General features: G+C 71.5%; 16 protein-coding genes. 4 read left to right on the forward strand and 12 right to left on the reverse strand.

What is annotated here, in order from left to right; all coding sequences use genetic code 11:
* Positions 1 to 356 (reverse strand): acyl-CoA dehydrogenase family protein (locus BMX74_RS19805; RefSeq protein ID WP_143078699.1); only part of this gene is annotated, 356 nt, incomplete at its 3' end.
* 124 nt (positions 357 to 480) lie between these two features.
* On the opposite strand from BMX74_RS19805, the gene BMX74_RS19810 reads away from it, so the two are divergent.
* On the forward strand, positions 481 to 1,794 hold the full coding sequence (locus tag BMX74_RS19810) for a UDP-glucose dehydrogenase family protein (RefSeq protein WP_091102054.1): 1,314 nt from the start codon (positions 481 to 483) through the stop codon (positions 1,792 to 1,794).
* Between the two features lie 190 nt (positions 1,795 to 1,984).
* Here BMX74_RS19810 and purE read toward each other — a convergent pair whose 3' ends face one another.
* Entirely contained in the window at positions 1,985 to 2,482 is a 498-nt protein-coding gene (gene purE, locus BMX74_RS19815; protein WP_055507432.1) for a 5-(carboxyamino)imidazole ribonucleotide mutase, read from the reverse strand.
* A 62-nt stretch (positions 2,483 to 2,544) separates the two neighbouring features.
* The gene (locus BMX74_RS19820; RefSeq protein WP_091102055.1) at positions 2,545 to 3,693 is read right to left on the reverse strand and encodes a 5-(carboxyamino)imidazole ribonucleotide synthase; all 1,149 of its coding nucleotides are present in this window, start codon (positions 3,691 to 3,693) and stop codon (positions 2,545 to 2,547) included.
* A 408-nt stretch (positions 3,694 to 4,101) separates the two neighbouring features.
* Here BMX74_RS19820 and BMX74_RS19825 point away from each other — a divergent pair, with 408 nt between their 5' ends.
* Entirely contained in the window at positions 4,102 to 4,584 is a 483-nt protein-coding gene (locus tag BMX74_RS19825) for a GtrA family protein (protein ID WP_055506612.1), read from the forward strand.
* Here BMX74_RS19825 and BMX74_RS19830 read toward each other — a convergent pair.
* The 9 genes from BMX74_RS19830 to BMX74_RS19870 all read right to left on the reverse strand — a co-directional run bounded on the left by BMX74_RS19830 (position 4,568) and on the right by BMX74_RS19870 (position 11,831).
* Entirely contained in the window at positions 4,568 to 5,845 is a 1,278-nt protein-coding gene (locus BMX74_RS19830; RefSeq protein ID WP_055506611.1) for an ATP-binding protein, read from the reverse strand. The genes BMX74_RS19825 and BMX74_RS19830 overlap by 17 nt on opposite strands.
* Positions 5,846 to 5,847: 2 nt before the next feature.
* Complete coding sequence (locus BMX74_RS19835; RefSeq protein ID WP_012888073.1) at positions 5,848 to 6,516, reverse strand: response regulator transcription factor; 669 nt, start codon at positions 6,514 to 6,516, stop codon at positions 5,848 to 5,850.
* 433 nt (positions 6,517 to 6,949) lie between these two features.
* The gene (gene bfr / locus BMX74_RS19840; protein WP_091102058.1) at positions 6,950 to 7,435 is read right to left on the reverse strand and encodes a bacterioferritin; all 486 of its coding nucleotides are present in this window, start codon (positions 7,433 to 7,435) and stop codon (positions 6,950 to 6,952) included.
* 16 nt (positions 7,436 to 7,451) lie between these two features.
* A complete protein-coding gene (locus BMX74_RS19845) occupies positions 7,452 to 7,628 on the reverse strand; it encodes a (2Fe-2S)-binding protein (protein WP_082535402.1) in 177 nt (58 codons plus the stop codon).
* A gap of 122 nt (positions 7,629 to 7,750) precedes the next feature.
* On the reverse strand, positions 7,751 to 8,371 hold the full coding sequence (locus BMX74_RS19850; protein WP_201784715.1) for an MBL fold metallo-hydrolase: 621 nt from the start codon (positions 8,369 to 8,371) through the stop codon (positions 7,751 to 7,753).
* Positions 8,368 to 9,453 (reverse strand): S-(hydroxymethyl)mycothiol dehydrogenase, encoded by a 1,086-nt coding sequence (locus tag BMX74_RS19855; protein WP_055506609.1) that lies wholly within the window; start codon positions 9,451 to 9,453, stop codon positions 8,368 to 8,370. Before BMX74_RS19855 ends, BMX74_RS19850 begins: the two co-directional genes overlap by 4 nt.
* A 14-nt stretch (positions 9,454 to 9,467) precedes the next feature.
* Positions 9,468 to 10,391, reverse strand: coding sequence for an adenylate/guanylate cyclase domain-containing protein (locus BMX74_RS19860; RefSeq protein ID WP_055507428.1), 924 nt, complete (start codon positions 10,389 to 10,391; stop codon positions 9,468 to 9,470).
* A gap of 72 nt (positions 10,392 to 10,463) precedes the next feature.
* Positions 10,464 to 10,976 (reverse strand): PH domain-containing protein, encoded by a 513-nt coding sequence (locus BMX74_RS19865; RefSeq protein ID WP_055506608.1) that lies wholly within the window; start codon positions 10,974 to 10,976, stop codon positions 10,464 to 10,466.
* A gap of 33 nt (positions 10,977 to 11,009) precedes the next feature.
* Positions 11,010 to 11,831, reverse strand: a complete 822-nt coding sequence (locus BMX74_RS19870) for a biotin--[acetyl-CoA-carboxylase] ligase (RefSeq protein ID WP_091102060.1) — start codon at positions 11,829 to 11,831, stop codon at positions 11,010 to 11,012.
* Between the two features lie 60 nt (positions 11,832 to 11,891).
* Between BMX74_RS19870 and BMX74_RS19875 the strand changes: the two genes are divergently transcribed.
* Together BMX74_RS19875 and fdhD are read left to right on the forward strand one after the other, a co-directional pair.
* Positions 11,892 to 14,096 (forward strand): FdhF/YdeP family oxidoreductase, encoded by a 2,205-nt coding sequence (locus tag BMX74_RS19875; RefSeq protein WP_091102062.1) that lies wholly within the window; start codon positions 11,892 to 11,894, stop codon positions 14,094 to 14,096.
* Complete coding sequence (gene fdhD, locus BMX74_RS19880) at positions 14,093 to 14,938, forward strand: formate dehydrogenase accessory sulfurtransferase FdhD (protein WP_091102065.1); 846 nt, start codon at positions 14,093 to 14,095, stop codon at positions 14,936 to 14,938. Before BMX74_RS19875 ends, fdhD begins: the two co-directional genes overlap by 4 nt.
* The last annotated feature ends 60 nt before the right edge of the window (positions 14,939 to 14,998 follow it).

Here is a 14,998-nt window from a genome sequence, read left to right on the forward strand (position 1 = left end):
CCACGCGCCACCGGCGGCAGATACCGCGACTTGAGCTCCTCCGACGCCGACAGCAGCAACGGCACCGTACCCAGCTTGTTCACCGCCGGGATCAGCGAGGACGACGCGCAGGCCCGCGCCACCTCCTCGATCACGATGACCGCCGCGAGCGCGTCGGCCCCCGCGCCGCCGTACTGCTCCGGGACATGGACAGCATGCAGGTCGGCCGCGACCAGCGCCTTGTACACGTCCCACGGGAACTCGCCCGTCTCGTCGGCCTCCGCGGCACGCGGAGCGATCTTGTCGTCGGCCAGGGCCCGGACCGTCTCCCTGAGCATGTCGTGCTCTTCGGCGGGCGCGTACAGAGGAAAGCTCATACGCCGATACTAGGACGTCCGAGCATCTTGTTACCAGCCGGTACGGTTTGCGACCAGGAGGAGGTGGCACGAAGGGGATAGCTGCGGGCCGGTAGCATGCCTGGCGATCGAAAGGAGCTCACTCGTGCCATATCGCCTCACGGTGATCGGGACCGGATACCTGGGCATCACCCATGCGGCTTGCATGGCGGATCTCGGATTCGACGTCCTGGGCCTTGACATCGACGCCGACAAGATCCGCCGCCTCAACGCCGGGGAGCTCCCGATCCACGAGCCCGGCCTGGAACCTGTGCTCCGCCGCGGCCTCGAATCCGGCAAGCTCCGCTTCACCACCTCCTACGAGGAGGTCGCGGCGTTCGGCGACGTGCACTTCGTCTGCGTCGGCACCCCGCAGAAGCGCGGCGAGTACGCCGCGGACGTGTCGTACATGGACGGCGCCATCGAGGCGCTCGGGCCGCTGCTCGACCGGGCCTGCCTCGTCGTCGGCAAGTCCACCGTGCCCGTGGGCACCGCCGAGCGCCTCGCCGACAAGCTCGCCAGGCTCGCCCCCGCCGGAGCCGAGGCCGAGCTCGCCTGGAACCCCGAGTTCCTGCGCGAGGGCTTCGCCGTGGAGGACACGCTCAAGCCCGACAGGATCGTCCTCGGCGTACGCACCGAGCGCGCGGAGAAGGTGCTGCGCGAGGTGTACGAACCCCTCGGCGACGTCCCCTTCGTCGTCACCGACTACGCCACCGCCGAGCTGGTCAAGACCGCGGCGAACGCCTTCCTCGCCACGAAGATCTCGTTCATCAACGCCATGGCGGAGGTGTGCGAGGCCGCGCACGCCGACGTCAAGCAGCTGTCCGAGGCCCTCTCGTACGACGACAGGATCGGCGGGCGGTTCCTCAACGCCGGCCTCGGCTTCGGCGGCGGCTGCCTGCCGAAGGACATCAGGGCGTTCATGGCGCGGGCCGGCGAGCTGGGCGCGGACCAGGCGCTGACGTTCCTGCGCGAGGTCGACGCCATCAACATGCGCCGCAGGGCCCGCATGGTGGACCTGGCCAGGGAGCTGGCGGGCGGCTCGTTCCACGGCTGCACGGTGGGTGTGCTGGGGGCCGCGTTCAAGCCGAACTCGGACGACATCCGCGACTCCCCCGCCCTGGACGTCGCCGTGACGATCGGCCACCAGGGCGGACAGGTCACCGTCTACGACCCGATCGCGCTCGGCAACGCCCGTAAGGCTCACCCCGAGCTGAACTACGGCGAATCAGCCGTCGAGGCCGTGCGGGGCGCGCACGTCGTGCTGCTGCTGACGGAGTGGCAGGAGTTCGTGGCGCTCGACCCCGAGGAGCTGGGCGCGGTGGTCGCCACCCGGCGCATCGTGGACGGCCGCAACGCCCTCGACGCCGAGGCGTGGCGCTCGGCGGGCTGGCACTACCGGGCCCTCGGCCGCCCCTGACGCGCCCCGGCGCCGTCCTCCACCCGAACCCTCCGCGCGAAGCAGGCAGGACGGAAGGCCGCCCCGGCTCCGCAGCCGGGGCGGCCTTCCGTCCTGCCTGTTGGAGCCCGGTGAGCACACCTGGGCAGGCCACCGCCGGGCCCGCGCCGGCGTCTCCCGCCCGTGTTCGGTGTTCCTGCCGGGCCGCCGGTCAGATCCGCGCCGTCTCGCCGCGCAGCTGCGCAGCCTCGGCGCGCAGCCGCTCACCCTTCGCGTACGCCTGCTCCTTCAGCTCCGCCTGGAACTCCTGCATCTGGAAGCGCAGCCGCTCGTCCGAGGTCGCGAGGATGCGCACGGCCAGCAGGCCCGCGTTCCTGGCCCCGCCGATCGCGACCGTCGCCACCGGCACCCCGGCCGGCATCTGGACGATCGACAGCAGGGAGTCCATGCCGTCGAGGTACTTCAGCGGCACCGGCACGCCGATCACCGGCAGCGGCGTCACGGACGCCAGCATGCCGGGCAGGTGCGCCGCGCCGCCCGCCCCCGCGATGATCACCTTGATGCCGCGTTCGGCGGCCCGCCGCCCGTAGTCGATCATCTCGGTGGGCATGCGGTGCGCGGAGACGACGTCCGCCTCGAACGGCACGCCGAACTCGGCGACGGCCTCGGCGGCGGCCTTCATCACGGGCCAGTCGGAGTCGCTGCCCATGACGATGCCGACGGCGCCCACGCCGGTGCCCGTGGCGTCGGCGGTGGTGTTGGAGCCGGTGCTCACGTGTACTCCCCGGTGGTCAGGTAGACGGCGGCGTGGCGGGCGCGGGCGCGGACGGTCTCCAGGTCGGCGCCCAGCGCCGTGACGTGGCCGATCTTCCGGCCCGGTCGCACCTGCTTGCCGTAGAAGTGGAGCCTGATGCCGGGGTCGTGCGCCATGACGTGCTCGTACCGGCTGAACAGGTCGGGGTCGTCGCCGCCCAGCAGGTTGGCCATGACGACCACCGGCGCGGTCATCGACGGCGAGCCCAGCGGCAGGTCGAGCACCGCCCGCAGGTGCTGCTCGAACTGGGAGGTGGTGGCGCCCTCGATCGTCCAGTGGCCGCTGTTGTGCGGGCGCATGGCCAGTTCGTTCACGACGAGGCCGTCGGCCGTCTGGAACATCTCCACCGCGAGCAGCCCCGTGACGCCCAGCTCGTTCGCGATCTGCAGGGCGACGCGCTGCGCCTCGGCGGCCTGCTCGGGGTCGAGCCCGGGTGCGGGTGCGAGCACCTCGACGCAGATGCCGTCGCGCTGGACGGTCTCGACGACCGGGTAGCTGACGCCCTGCCCGTGCGGCGACCTGGCGACCAGCACCGCGAGCTCGCGCTCGAACGGCACGAACGCCTCTGCCATCAGCGGGGCCCCGGACGCGAACGCCTCGGCGGCCTCCTCCTGGGTGCGGCACACCCACACGCCGCGGCCGTCGTAGCCGCCGCGGACCGCCTTCAGCACCACGGGCCAGCCGTGCTCGGCGGCGAACGCCGCCACGTCCTCGGCGGACGACACGCGCCGCCAGGCGGGGCAGGGCGCGCCGATCGCGGTCAGGCGCTCGCGCATGACCGCCTTGTCCTGGGCGTGGACCAGCGCCTCGGCGCCGGGGTGAACGGCGTGGCCCTCGGCGGTCAGCGCGGCGATGTGCTCGGTGGGCACGTGCTCGTGGTCGAAGGTGATCGCGTCGCATCCCTTGGCGAACGACCGCAGGTCGGCGAGGTCGCGGTAGTCGCCGATGCGGGTGTCGACGATCACCCGGGCGGCGCTCTCGTCGGGGGCGTTGGCCAGCACCCGCAGCTCGACGCCGAGCGCGATGGCGGGCTGCTGCGACATCCTGGCGAGCTGACCGGCACCGACGATGCCGACGACCGGCCCGATGGGGCTGTAGGAACTCACGTGAGGTGAGCTTACCGGGACGGATCGACTTCCCTGCCAGGTCACCCGCCCAATGCCGCCCCCTGGACGGGGCTGGGGTGGGCCGGGCGGCCGTTCCGGGTCGCCTCGCAGGCCACGACCGCCCGGCGGCTCCTCCACGCGCACGCCGTCCCGTTCTCCACGGTGACGGCGGGCGGTTCGTCAGCGGGCTCCTCCGCGCGCACGCGTGCCGCCCGGCTCCCGCCGGCCGGAGGTTTGTGCGCGTTCGCACCGCAGCGTAGTGCCCGCCATCCCCACATGCCGGTCATAAGCCGATATTTCTGGAAGTGTTCTTTGCGCGGCTTGTCCGCTGCTCTGACACCGACCCGCGACCCCGACCGGTACGCTGAGAAGGTCACCACCCGCGCAGGGAAAGGACCTAACAGAGACGTGAAGGTCGTCAGGCGCCTCTACCAGCGGTTCCGCTCCCTGCTGCACGAGCTCACCAAGTTCGGCACCATCGGCGCCGCCGCCTTCCTCCTCGACACGGGCCTGTACAACGCCTTCCTGCTCGGGATCGGCTGGGGCCCGATGACGTCGAAGGTCATCGCCACCACGCTCTCGGCCACGTTCGCCTACCTCGGCAACAGGTACTGGACGTTCAGGCACCGCGAGCAGAGCGGCCTCGGGCGCGAGTACTTCCTGTTCTTCCTGCTCAACGGCATCGCCCTGCTGTTCGGCGTGCTGGTGATCGGTTTCACCGCCCGGACGCTCAACCTGACGGACGGCCTGAGCCTCAACATCGCCAACTTCGTCGGCGTCGGGCTCGGCACCCTCTTCCGCTACTGGTCGTACAAGAAGTGGGTGTTCCTGGAGGCCACCACGCCCATCCCGGCCGAGCTGCCCGAGATCGGCATCAGGCAGGACCGCTGACCACGCGGTTCCTGCTGTCGTCCTCGGCCGGACGCAGGAAGATCGCGAACGTGGCGGGGCGCCGGCGCACCAGCTCCAGCCGTCCGCCGTCCGCGGCGGCCAGCGCGCGGGCCAGCGTCAGCCCGAGGCCGGTGCCGCCGCCTCCGCTGACGTTCCTCTCGAAGATCCTCGGGGCGATCTCGTCGTCGATGCCGGGGCCCTCGTCCGACACCTCGATCACCACGTAGTTGTCGCCGCTGGTGGTGGTCACGGTGACGGCTCCGCCGCCGTGCCGCAGGGAGTTCTCCAGCAGCGAGGCCACGACCTGGCCGAAGCCGCCGGTGGTGGTCATCGCCTTCAGCCCGCGCGCCCCGTCGAGCAGCAGCAGGCGCCCGGCGTCGCGGAACACCGGCTCCCACTCGGTGATCTGCTGGGCGAGCACCTCGTCGATCGACACCGGCTCGGCCTGGGCGTGCCGCTGGCGGCGCGCCGCGGCCAGCAGTTCGTCGATGACCGCGGTGAGCCGTTCGGCCTGGACGATGGCCGCCTCGCCCTCCTCACGCACGACGGCCTCGTCGTCGGCGGAGGCGACGATCTCCTCCAGCCTCATGGTGAGGCCGGTCAGGGGGGTTCTGAGCTGGTGTGACGCGTCCGTGGCGAACTCGCGCTCGCGGGCCAGCAGGTCGGAGATGCGGGTGGCGCTGCGGTCGAGGACCTGGGCCACCCGATCGAGCTCGGGGATGCCGTACCGGTGTTTGCTGGGCCTGGCATCGCCTGAGCCCAGCCGGTCGGCGATCTTGGCCAGGTCCTGCAAGGGCAGCGTCAACCGGCGCGACTGCACCACCGCCAGGCTGACGGCGACCGCCAGGGCCGCGACGGCGAGGGCCACGATCAGCAGGAGGCGTGCGCGCACGTCCCGCTCGACCTGGTCGCGGTCGCGGCTGATCCGGACGTAGACGCCGGTGTTGGTCTGGGCGTCCTCGGTCATGAGGTGACCGGACGACGGCGCCGTGCCGACGACGGTCACCCGGAGCGGCGTGCCCCGTTCCCAGATCTGGATGTACCGGCCGGGATACTTCTGCTCCAACTGCTGGGGGTCGAGCGGCGTCTCCTGGACGCGGGCGTACTCGACCTCCCCGACGAGACGTCTCGCCTCCGCTCCGAGTTCCTGGGCCGCCTCGTCCACGATCAGGCGGCTGACCACGACTCCGAGGGGAACCCCCAGCAGCAGGACAGCGATGACCGCCACGACCAGGGTGGAGGTGAGCAGGCGACGGCGCATGCCTACTCGCGTTCGAAGCGGAAGCCGACTCCCCGGACGGTCGTGATGTAACGCGGCTTGGCGGCGTCGTCGCCCAGCTTCCGCCTCAGCCACGAAATGTGCATGTCGAGCGTCTTGGTCGAACCCCACCAGTTGGTGTCCCAGACTTCGCGCATGATCTGCTCGCGTGTGACCACCTTGCCGGCGTCGCGGACCAGCACGCGGAGCAGGTCGAATTCCTTGGTCGTCAGATGCAGCTCCTTGTCCCCCATCCAGGCGCGACGGGAGTCGGCGTCGATGCGGACGCCCTGCACCACGGGCGTCTCCGAGGTGCCTCGACGCAGCAGCGCCCGCACTCTGGCCAGCAGTTCGGCCAGGCGGAACGGCTTGGTGACGTAGTCGTCGGCCCCTGCGTCGAGACCCACGACGGTGTCGACCTCGTCGACGCGGGCGGTGAGTATGAGAACCGGGGTGCCGTGCCCTTCGGCGCGGATCCGGCGAGCGACCTCGAGACCGTCCATCTCTGGAAGTCCGAGGTCGAGAACTATGAGATCGATGCCGCCCGACAGGGCCCTCTCCAGGGCCTGCGGGCCGTCGGGTGACACTTCGACCTGGTAGCCCTCACGGCGCAGCGCACGCGCGAGAGGCTCCGAGATCGAGGTGTCATCCTCGGCGAGAAGTACGCAGGTCATGAAGCGATCGTAGGACCTTAAGCGATCGTTTCCCGGGCACAGCGCGCGGTTTGACTCGTCGTTGACCTATCCATTGACCTGGGCAAACGCGGCTAAATATCAGTTAGTCAGGATTAAATTACCGCGATTCGCGAGACGAAACCATTGAGGGTTCGTTTCCTGCTTCGGGTGTGCCTGGAGAAAGGAATTCCCGGCGGAGGAGCAGCGGGCGCGCGCCCCCGGACGGAGCCCCGGAGCGGACGGCGGTGAGAGCTGTGGGAGCCCGCGGAGCCTCACGCGGGTCTTGGGACGGACGACCGTGACAGCAGCGTACGCCCGCCCCGAGTGGCAGGCCAGAGCAGGTGCGTAAAGATATGGGGCGGGGACGACGGGCCCAGGGTGGTGGCCGCGCGGCGGCGTGGCGGGCCCGGCGGGGGGACCGGGCCGCGCGAGCTCAGGAGTCCGGCGACGACGGCCTGGCGTAGCGGGCCAGGTAGAGCTGGATGCCCAGGCTGCCGATCAGGCCGAGCTCGGTCTCCAGGTAGTCGATGTGCTCCTCCTCGTCCTCGAGGATCTCCTCGAAGATGCGCGCCGAGGTGATGTCGCCCTTCTCGCGCATGAGGTCGATCGCCGGACGCAGGCGCTGGACGACCGCGAGCTCAACCTCCAGGTCGGCGTGGAGCTGCTCCTCGACGGTCTGGCCGATGTGCAGGGTGCCGAGCCGCTGGTAGTTGGGCAGGCCCTCCAGGAAGAGGATGCGGTCGGTCAGCCGTTCGGCGTGCCGCATCTCCTCGAACGACTCCGCGCGAGTGTGCTCGGCGAGCCTGGTGTAGCCCCAGTTCTCCTGCATCTTGGAGTGCAGGAAGTACTGGTTGATCGCCGTGAGCTCCGCTGTGAGCTGCTCGTTCAGCAACTCGATGATCTGTTTGTCCCCCTGCATGAACGCGCCCCCGTCGCTATGCGGTCGTCAGTTCCTCCGACCTTTTCAGAATCGCACAGATCTTCCGGACACAAGAGGCACAGTCCCCACCGGCACCAGTGGTGTCGCGGATCTGCTTGGCGCTCCGGGCTCCCGCGGCGATGCAGTCGTGGACCTCGTTCTCGGTCACGGCATGACAAATGCAGACATACATCCCACAGGGCCTCTCGACGGGACAATTAGGTAAGGCACACCTAAGATAACCCACCCTGGCCAGGGTGCCTACGTTAGGTGTGCCACACCGACCTGCCCTTTCGCGCCCTCGCGGCGCCCGGCTCAGTGCCCCCGGGCGATCCACTCCTCCAGATGCGGCGCCTCTGCCCCGATGGACGTGGAGTCGCCGTGCCCCGTGTGCACCACCGTCTCGGCGGGCAGCGTCAGCAGCCGCTCCCTGATCGACGTGATGATGGTGTCGAACGAGGAGTACGAGCGGCCCGTCGCCCCGGGCCCGCCCCTGAACAGCGTGTCGCCGCTGAACACCACGCAAAGGTCGGGCGCGTACAGGCAGACCGCGCCCGGCGAGTGGCCCGGCGTGTGCAGCACCTCCAGCGCCGTGCCGCCCACCATGATCTTCTCGCCGTCGGCCAGCGGCTCGTACGCGGCGCCCGAGCCGTACACCTGCTCCCACAGCACCTGGTCGTCGGGGTGCAGCCGGATCGGCGCGCCGGTCAGGCGGGCGAGCTCCGCCGCGGCGTTGATGTGGTCGTTGTGCGCGTGCGTGCAGACGATCGCCTTGACGGCGCGCCCGCCCACCCGCCTGGCGACGGCTCCGGCGTCGTGCGCCGCGTCGATGACGACGACCTCGCGCGCGTCGCCCACCAGCCAGACGTTGTTGTCGACCTCCCAGGTGCCGCCGTCGAGGGAGAACGTGCCCGAGGTGATGACCCTGTCGATCACAGGACCACCACCGATCGCAGCACCTCTCCCCGGTGCATCTTCGCGAACGCGTCCTCGACCTGGTCGAGCCCGATGGTCTCGGTGACGAACCGGTCGAGCGGCAGCCGGTTCTGCAGGAACAGGTCGATGAGCATCGGGAAGTCGCGGCTCGGCAGGCAGTCGCCGTACCAGGACGACTTCAGCGCGCCGCCGCGGCCGAACACGTCGAGCAGCGGCAGGTCGAGCCGCATCTCGGGGGTCGGCACGCCGACCAGGACCACGGTGCCGGCCAGGTCGCGCGCGTAGAAGGCCTGCTTGTACGTCTCGGGCCTGCCCACCGCCTCGATGACCACGTCCGCGCCGAAGCCGCCGGTCAGGTCGCGGATCGCCTCCACCGGGTCGTTCTCGCGGGAGTTGACCGTGTGGGTGGCGCCGAAGCCGCGCGCCCACTCCAGCTTGCGGTCGTCGACGTCCACCGCGATGACCTTGGCCGCCCCGGCCAGCGACGCGCCGAGGATCGCGGCGTCGCCGACGCCGCCGCAGCCGATGACGGCCACGCTGTCGCCGCGCGTCACGCCTCCGGTGTTGACGGCCGCGCCGAGGCCCGCCATCACGCCGCAGCCGAGCAGCCCCGCGACCTCGGCGGGGGCCTCGGCCGAGACCTTGGTGCACTGCCCGGCCGCGACCAGGGTCTTGCCCAGGAACGCGCCGATGCCGAGCGCGGGCGACAGCTCGGTGCCGTCGGCGAGGGTCATCCGCTGCCGGGCGTTGTGGGTGTTGAAGCAGTACCAGGGCCGGCCGCGCAGGCAGGCGCGGCACTGGTGGCAGACCGCGCGCCAGTTGAGGATCACGAAGTCGCCCGGGGCGACCTCCGTGACGCCCTCGCCGACGGCCTCGACGACGCCCGCCGCCTCGTGGCCGAGGAGGAACGGGAACTCGTCGCTGATGCCGCCCTCCCGGTAGTGCAGGTCGGTGTGACAGACGCCGCAGGCCTGGACGGAGACCACCGCCTCGCCGGGCCCCGGGTCGGGCACGATGACCGTCTCCACCGACACTTCCTGGCCTTTACCTCGGGCGATGACGCCCTGCACTTCGTACGGCATGCGGCCATCCTGCGTCAGGCCGGTGATCTCCGCAAGACATGCGGCTGCACCACGCCGAGCCCTCTCGCGGGCCTGCGCCTGATCGTCCTCACCTCGATGCCGGGCTCGCCTTCGAGCCCTTCGGCCAGGGCGGCGTCGGCGACGGCCGTGCCGGGCCTGGCGATGGCGGTGAGCCTGGCGGCCAGGTTGACGGTGGTGCCGAAGACGTCCCCCATGATGGGCAGCACGGCGCCGTACGCGAGGCCGACGCGCAGCTCTCCCGCGTCGAGGAGGTCGAGCGCGATGCGAGCGGCCTGCACGGGCGTGGGCGCGGTGAACAGCACCTCGTCGCCGAGGGTCTTGACCAGCCTGGCGCCGTGGGCGGCGACGATGTCAGAGGCGCGCGACTCGAAGCCCTCGACGAGGTCGGCGAGCTCGTGCTCGTCCAGCTCGCGGGCGCGCCGCGTGAACGAGACGAGGTCGGCGAAGCCCACGGCGAGGGTCACGCGGGTGTGGGCGGGCTCCTCGCCGCCCTCGGCGGAGGCCGGCAGGGCCAGCAGCCGGGCGCCCGCGGCGGCGAGCTGGGCACGCCAGACGTGGACGAGGACGTGCTGCAGGTCGGGCAGCAGCCCCTCTGCGGCGTCGAACAGCGCGGTGAGGTCGGTGCCGGCCGGCTCGGGCGGCAGCACCGCCCCGATGAGGATCTCGGCCTGCCACTGGGCGAGCCTGGCCGTGGTCTGGCCGAGCGCCCTGGCCAGGCGGATCACGCCCGCCTCGTCGAGGACGCCGCCGTCGAGCATGGCGCGGACGCGGCGCAGCGCGTCGACGTCGGCGTCGGTGAACGCCACGGCGTCGTCGGCGAGCTGGGCGAAGCCGAGCGCGCGCCAGATGCGCCTGGCCAGTTCCTGTGACACCCCGGCCTCGGCGGCGACCTGCTCACGGGTGTGGCGGGGCGGCATGCCGGCCAGCAGGCGCTCGAACTCCTCGGCCGCGGGCCCGCCGCTCGGTGCTGGAGCGTTCACCCCAGCAGGCTATCTGCCGTCGATGTCGCCGTCGGAGGCGTCCTCCACCAGCCTGAACAGGTCGGTGCGCACGTCCTGGATCCTCGGGATGTCGCGCAGGACGATCTGGCCCCTGTCGCCCGCCGACTCGACGGTCAGCGTGCCGCAGGCGAACAGCCGCTCGCCGAACGTCTGGTCGGAGCTCACGGTGTTGACCTTGGCCATCGGGATCTCGTCGGTGGACTTGTTGAGCACCCCGGTGCTGATCGTGAACCGGTGGGTGGTGAGGGTGTACCCGGTGTTGCGCCACCGCAGGTACGGGACGAACGACCAGATCGTCAGCAGGGCGAGCGCGACGGCCGCGGCGGCGATCCTGGCGTAGGAGGCGTACTCCCAGCCGCCGGGGACGAGGTAGATCGCCACGCCGGCCGCGGCGACGATGAGCACCAGCGCGAGTGTCGGGCCGATCAGGCGCTTCCAGTGGGGACGGAAGGACCTGATGACCCGCTCACCCTGCGTCAGATGGTGGTCGGGAAGGGTCATGCGCCCATCGTGCCACCGTCGCCCGCGCCGGGGCTACGCCGCGGGACGGACGTGCACCACGTCGCCCGCGCTGAGCGTGTAGCGCTCGCCGCCCGACTCCACCTGCAGGTGCCCGCCCGGGTCGATGCCGGTGGCCAGGCCGGTCAGCGCCTGGTCGCCGGGCAGCTCCACCCGCACCGGGCGGCCGACCGTGGCGCTGGAGGCCAGGTACGCGGCGCGCAGCCCGCAGGCGTCGGCGTCGCCGCCCGCCGCCGCCCACTCGCGGTAGTGGGTCTCGACCTCCCTGAGCACGGCGCGCAGGAGAGGGTCCCTGTCGAGGCACGCGGCCTGCTCGACGGCGAGCGACGTGGCGGTGGGGACGGGCAACTCGGCGGGCGTGAGCGACACGTTGAGCCCCATGCCGATCACCACGGCGTCGTCGGCGCGCTCGGCCAGGATGCCGGCGATCTTGCGCTCGCCCACCAGGAGGTCGTTGGGCCACTTGAGCCGTACGTCCACCTCGGCCAGGCGGCGTACGGCGCTGGCGGCGGCGACGCCGTACAGGAGGGACAGCCACCCCTGGGCTGCCACCGGGACGGACGGCCTGAGCAGGATCGAGAACGTCAGGCCCGAGCGGGGCGGCGCCGACCAGGTGCGGCCCAGCCGGCCGCGGCCCGCCTCCTGCGACTCGGCGACCAGCACCGTGCCCTCGGGGGCGCCCTCGCGGGCGGCGCGCGCCAGGTCGGCGTTCGTGGAGCCGGTGCTCTGCACCACGGTGACGCCCGTCCACAGGGAGCCTGGGCGCACCAGGGCGCGGTTGAGCGCGGCCGCGGACAGCGGCGGCCGGTCGAGGTCGGAGTAGCGCGAGTCGGGCATCCTCCCATCTTGCCCAACCCGAGCTGTTCCCATGACCTGGGACTTGGGGAAGATGGAAGGGTGAAAAGACGTCTGGACCCCCGCAACTGGGCTTCGTTGCGCCCCTTCGGCCTCGGGTTGCGCAAGCCGAACAATTACCTGGAGCTGTGGAAGGCCTTCCGCTCGGTCAAGGGGAACAGGCGCTACGCCTGGCGCATCCTGAACGAGGGCACCTGCGACGGCTGCGCGCTCGGCACCCGCGGCATGCGCGACTGGACCATGCCGGAGATCCACCTGTGCAACATCAGGCTCCGGCTGCTGCCGCTGAACACGATGGGCCCGCTCGACGTCTCGCTGCTGCGTGACGTGTCGGGGCTGGCCGGCAGGAAGAGCGCCGAGCTGCGGTCGCTGGGGCGGCTGCCGTACCCGATGCTGCGGCGGGCGGGCGAGCCGGGCTTCAGGCGGGTGAGCTGGGACGAGGCGCTGCGCGTGGCCGCGGACGGGCTGCGCGACCGGCGGTTCGGCGTGTACCTGACCAGCAGGGGCGTGCCGAACGAGAACTACTACGCGGCGCAGAAGGCGGTGCGCGCGCTCGGCACGAACAACGTGGACAACGCCGCCCGCATCTGCCACTCGCCCTCGACGGTGGCGCTCAAGGAGACCATCGGCGCGGCGGCCACCACCTGCTCCTACACCGACTGGATCGGCTCCGACCTGATCGTCTTCATCGGGTCGAACCCGTCGAACAACCAGCCGGTGGCGATGAAGTACCTCTACCACGCCAAGAAGGCCGGGACCCGGATCGCGATGGTCAACGCGTACCGGGAGCCGGGCATGGACCGGTACTGGGTGCCGTCCAACGCGGAGTCCGCGGTGTTCGGCACGAAGATCACCGACGAGTTCTTCGGCGTGAACGTGGGCGGCGACATCGGCTTCCTCAACGGCGTGCTCAAGCACCTCGTCGAGAACGACTGGGTGGACAAGGCGTTCGTCGAGGAGCGCACCACCGGCTTCGACGAGGTCAGGCGCGCGGTGTCGGACCAGTCGTGGGAGGAGCTGGAGGCGCTGTCGGGGGCGTCCCGCCAGGACATGTTCCGCCTGGCCAGGCTGCTCGGCGAGGCCAGGTCGGCGGTGCTGGTGTGGTCGATGGGCATCACCCAGCACGCGTACGGCGAGGACAACGTCCGGGCGATCGTGAACCTGGCGCTGGCGCGCGGGTTCGTGGGGCGCGACAAGTGCGGGCTGATGCCGATCCGCGGCCACAGCGGCGTGCAGGGCGGCGCCGAGATGGGCGCGTACGCGACGGGCCTGCCGGGCGGCCTGCCGGTCACGGAGGAGAACGCGGCGCGGTTCGCCGAGCTGTGGGGGTTCGAGGTGCCGGCGACGCCGGGCCTCACCGCGACCGACATGATCGACGCGGCCCACGCCGGCGAGCTGGACGCCCTGGTGTCGTCCGGCGGGAACTTCCTGGAGGTGCTGCCCGACCCCGGCTACTGCCGTGAGGCGCTGGAGCGGCTGCGCCTGCGCGTCCACGTCGACATCGTGCTGTCGTCGCAGATGCTCGTGCCGTCGGAGGGCGACGTCCTGCTGCTGCCCGCGCAGACCCGCTACGAGATGGTGGGCGGCGTCACCGAGACCTCCACCGAGCGGCGCGTGATCTTCTCGCCGGAGGTGGAGGGGCCGCGCGTCGGCGAGGCGTGGCCCGAGTGGAAGATCTTCACCGAGCTGGCCGCGCGGACCCGGCCGGAGATCGCCGGCAGGGTGCGGTTCGCGGGGACGCCGCAGATCCGGGAGGAGATCGAGCGGGCGGTGCCGTTCTACGCGGGCATCGCGGGGCTGTCGCGGTTCGGCGACAACGTGCAGTACGGCGGCCGGCACCTCTGCCCCGGCGGGCGCTTCCAGACGCCCGACGGGCTCGGCAGGTTCTCGGTGGTGGAGCCGCCCGCGCTGGAGCGGCCCGACGGCGCGTTCATGGTGGCCACGCGGCGCGGCAAGCAGTTCAACAGCATGGTGCACGAGCGGCTCGACGCGTTCAACGGCGCCGCCAGGGAGGCGGTGCTGATGAGCCCGTACGACGCGGACCGGCTGGGCCTGCGTGACGGCGCGCCGGTCGAGCTGCGCTCGGGAGAGCGCTCCTACCGCGGCAGGGTGCTGCGGGCGCCGCTGGTGCCGGGCAACCTGCAGATCCACTGGCCGGAGGGCAACGTGCTGCTCGACGAGGCGCGGCGCTCGCCGCAGGCGCGCATCCCCGACTACAACGCGCTCGTCACGGTGCGCCCGCTATGACGGTCAGGCCGGGCCCGAGCACGCGCGTCCGGGTGAGGCGGCTGTCGGGACACTCCGCCCGGGACCGGCGCGACGACCTGGCCACGGAGGAGCCGCTGGAGATCCGCCTGGCCGCGCCCGACGGCTCGCGCAGGACCGTCGCGATCACCATGCGGACGCCGGGCCACGACTTCGAGCTGGCCGCGGGCTTCCTGCACGGCGAGGGGCTGGCGGCCGGTGACGGCATCGCGGCCATCGCGTACTGCACGGACGCCGACCTGCCGCCGGAGGCGCGCTACAACACGGTCACCGTGCACCTGAACGGCCCGATCCCCGAGCTGCCCGCGCTGGACCGGCACTTCGTCACCTCCAGCGCGTGCGGGGTGTGCGGCTCGGCGGGCCTGGACGCGCTGCGCCACCGCTGCGCGCCGGTGCCGGGCGGCACGCTGAAGCTCACCCCCGAGGTCCTGTACGCGCTCCCGGAGGCGCTGAGGGAGGCGCAGGGCGTGTTCGGCAAGACCGGGGGCCTGCACGCGGCGGGCCTGTTCACGGCCGACGGCACGCCGCTCGCGGTGCGCGAGGACGTCGGCCGGCACAACGCGGTGGACAAGCTCGTCGGCTGGGCGGCGCTGAACCGGCGGCTGCCGCTGGCCGAGCACGTCCTCATGGTCAGCGGCAGGGCCAGCTACGAGATCATGCAGAAGGCGCTGGCGGCGGGCGTTCCTGCGGTGTGCGCGGTGTCGGCGCCGTCGTCGCTGGCGGTGGATCTGGCCAGGTCGTTCGGGATGACGCTGGTGGGCTTCCTTCGGGGCGAGCGGTGCAACGTGTACGCGGGCGAGGAGCGCATCCTCATTATGGAATAAAGCATTCCGTTCTGATACTCTTGGAACAGAACGAGCCGTTCCGGCTTGCTGTTCGAGAGG

It is taken from the genome of Nonomuraea pusilla, from assembly GCF_900109355.1.
Classification (GTDB): Bacteria; Actinomycetota; Actinomycetes; order Streptosporangiales; family Streptosporangiaceae; genus Nonomuraea; species Nonomuraea pusilla.

Bases quoted from the DNA above. Each gene is read 5' to 3' on its own strand.
- bfr (WP_091102058.1), bottom strand. From the start codon at position 7,435: ATGCAGGGGGACAAACAGATCATCGAGTTGCTGAACGAGCAGCTCACA.
- BMX74_RS19855 (WP_055506609.1), bottom strand. From the start codon at position 9,453: ATGCCGTACGAAGTGCAGGGCGTCATCGCCCGAGGTAAAGGCCAGGAA.
- BMX74_RS19835 (WP_012888073.1), bottom strand. From the start codon at position 6,516: ATGACCTGCGTACTTCTCGCCGAGGATGACACCTCGATCTCGGAGCCT.
- BMX74_RS19865 (WP_055506608.1), bottom strand. From the start codon at position 10,976: ATGACCCTTCCCGACCACCATCTGACGCAGGGTGAGCGGGTCATCAGG.
- purE (WP_055507432.1), bottom strand. From the start codon at position 2,482: ATGGGCAGCGACTCCGACTGGCCCGTGATGAAGGCCGCCGCCGAGGCC.
- fdhD (WP_091102065.1), top strand. From the start codon at position 14,093: ATGACGGTCAGGCCGGGCCCGAGCACGCGCGTCCGGGTGAGGCGGCTG.
- BMX74_RS19860 (WP_055507428.1), bottom strand. From the start codon at position 10,391: ATGCCGCCCCGCCACACCCGTGAGCAGGTCGCCGCCGAGGCCGGGGTG.
- BMX74_RS19870 (WP_091102060.1), bottom strand. From the start codon at position 11,831: ATGCCCGACTCGCGCTACTCCGACCTCGACCGGCCGCCGCTGTCCGCG.
- BMX74_RS19845 (WP_082535402.1), bottom strand. From the start codon at position 7,628: ATGTATGTCTGCATTTGTCATGCCGTGACCGAGAACGAGGTCCACGAC.
- BMX74_RS19830 (WP_055506611.1), bottom strand. From the start codon at position 5,845: ATGCGCCGTCGCCTGCTCACCTCCACCCTGGTCGTGGCGGTCATCGCT.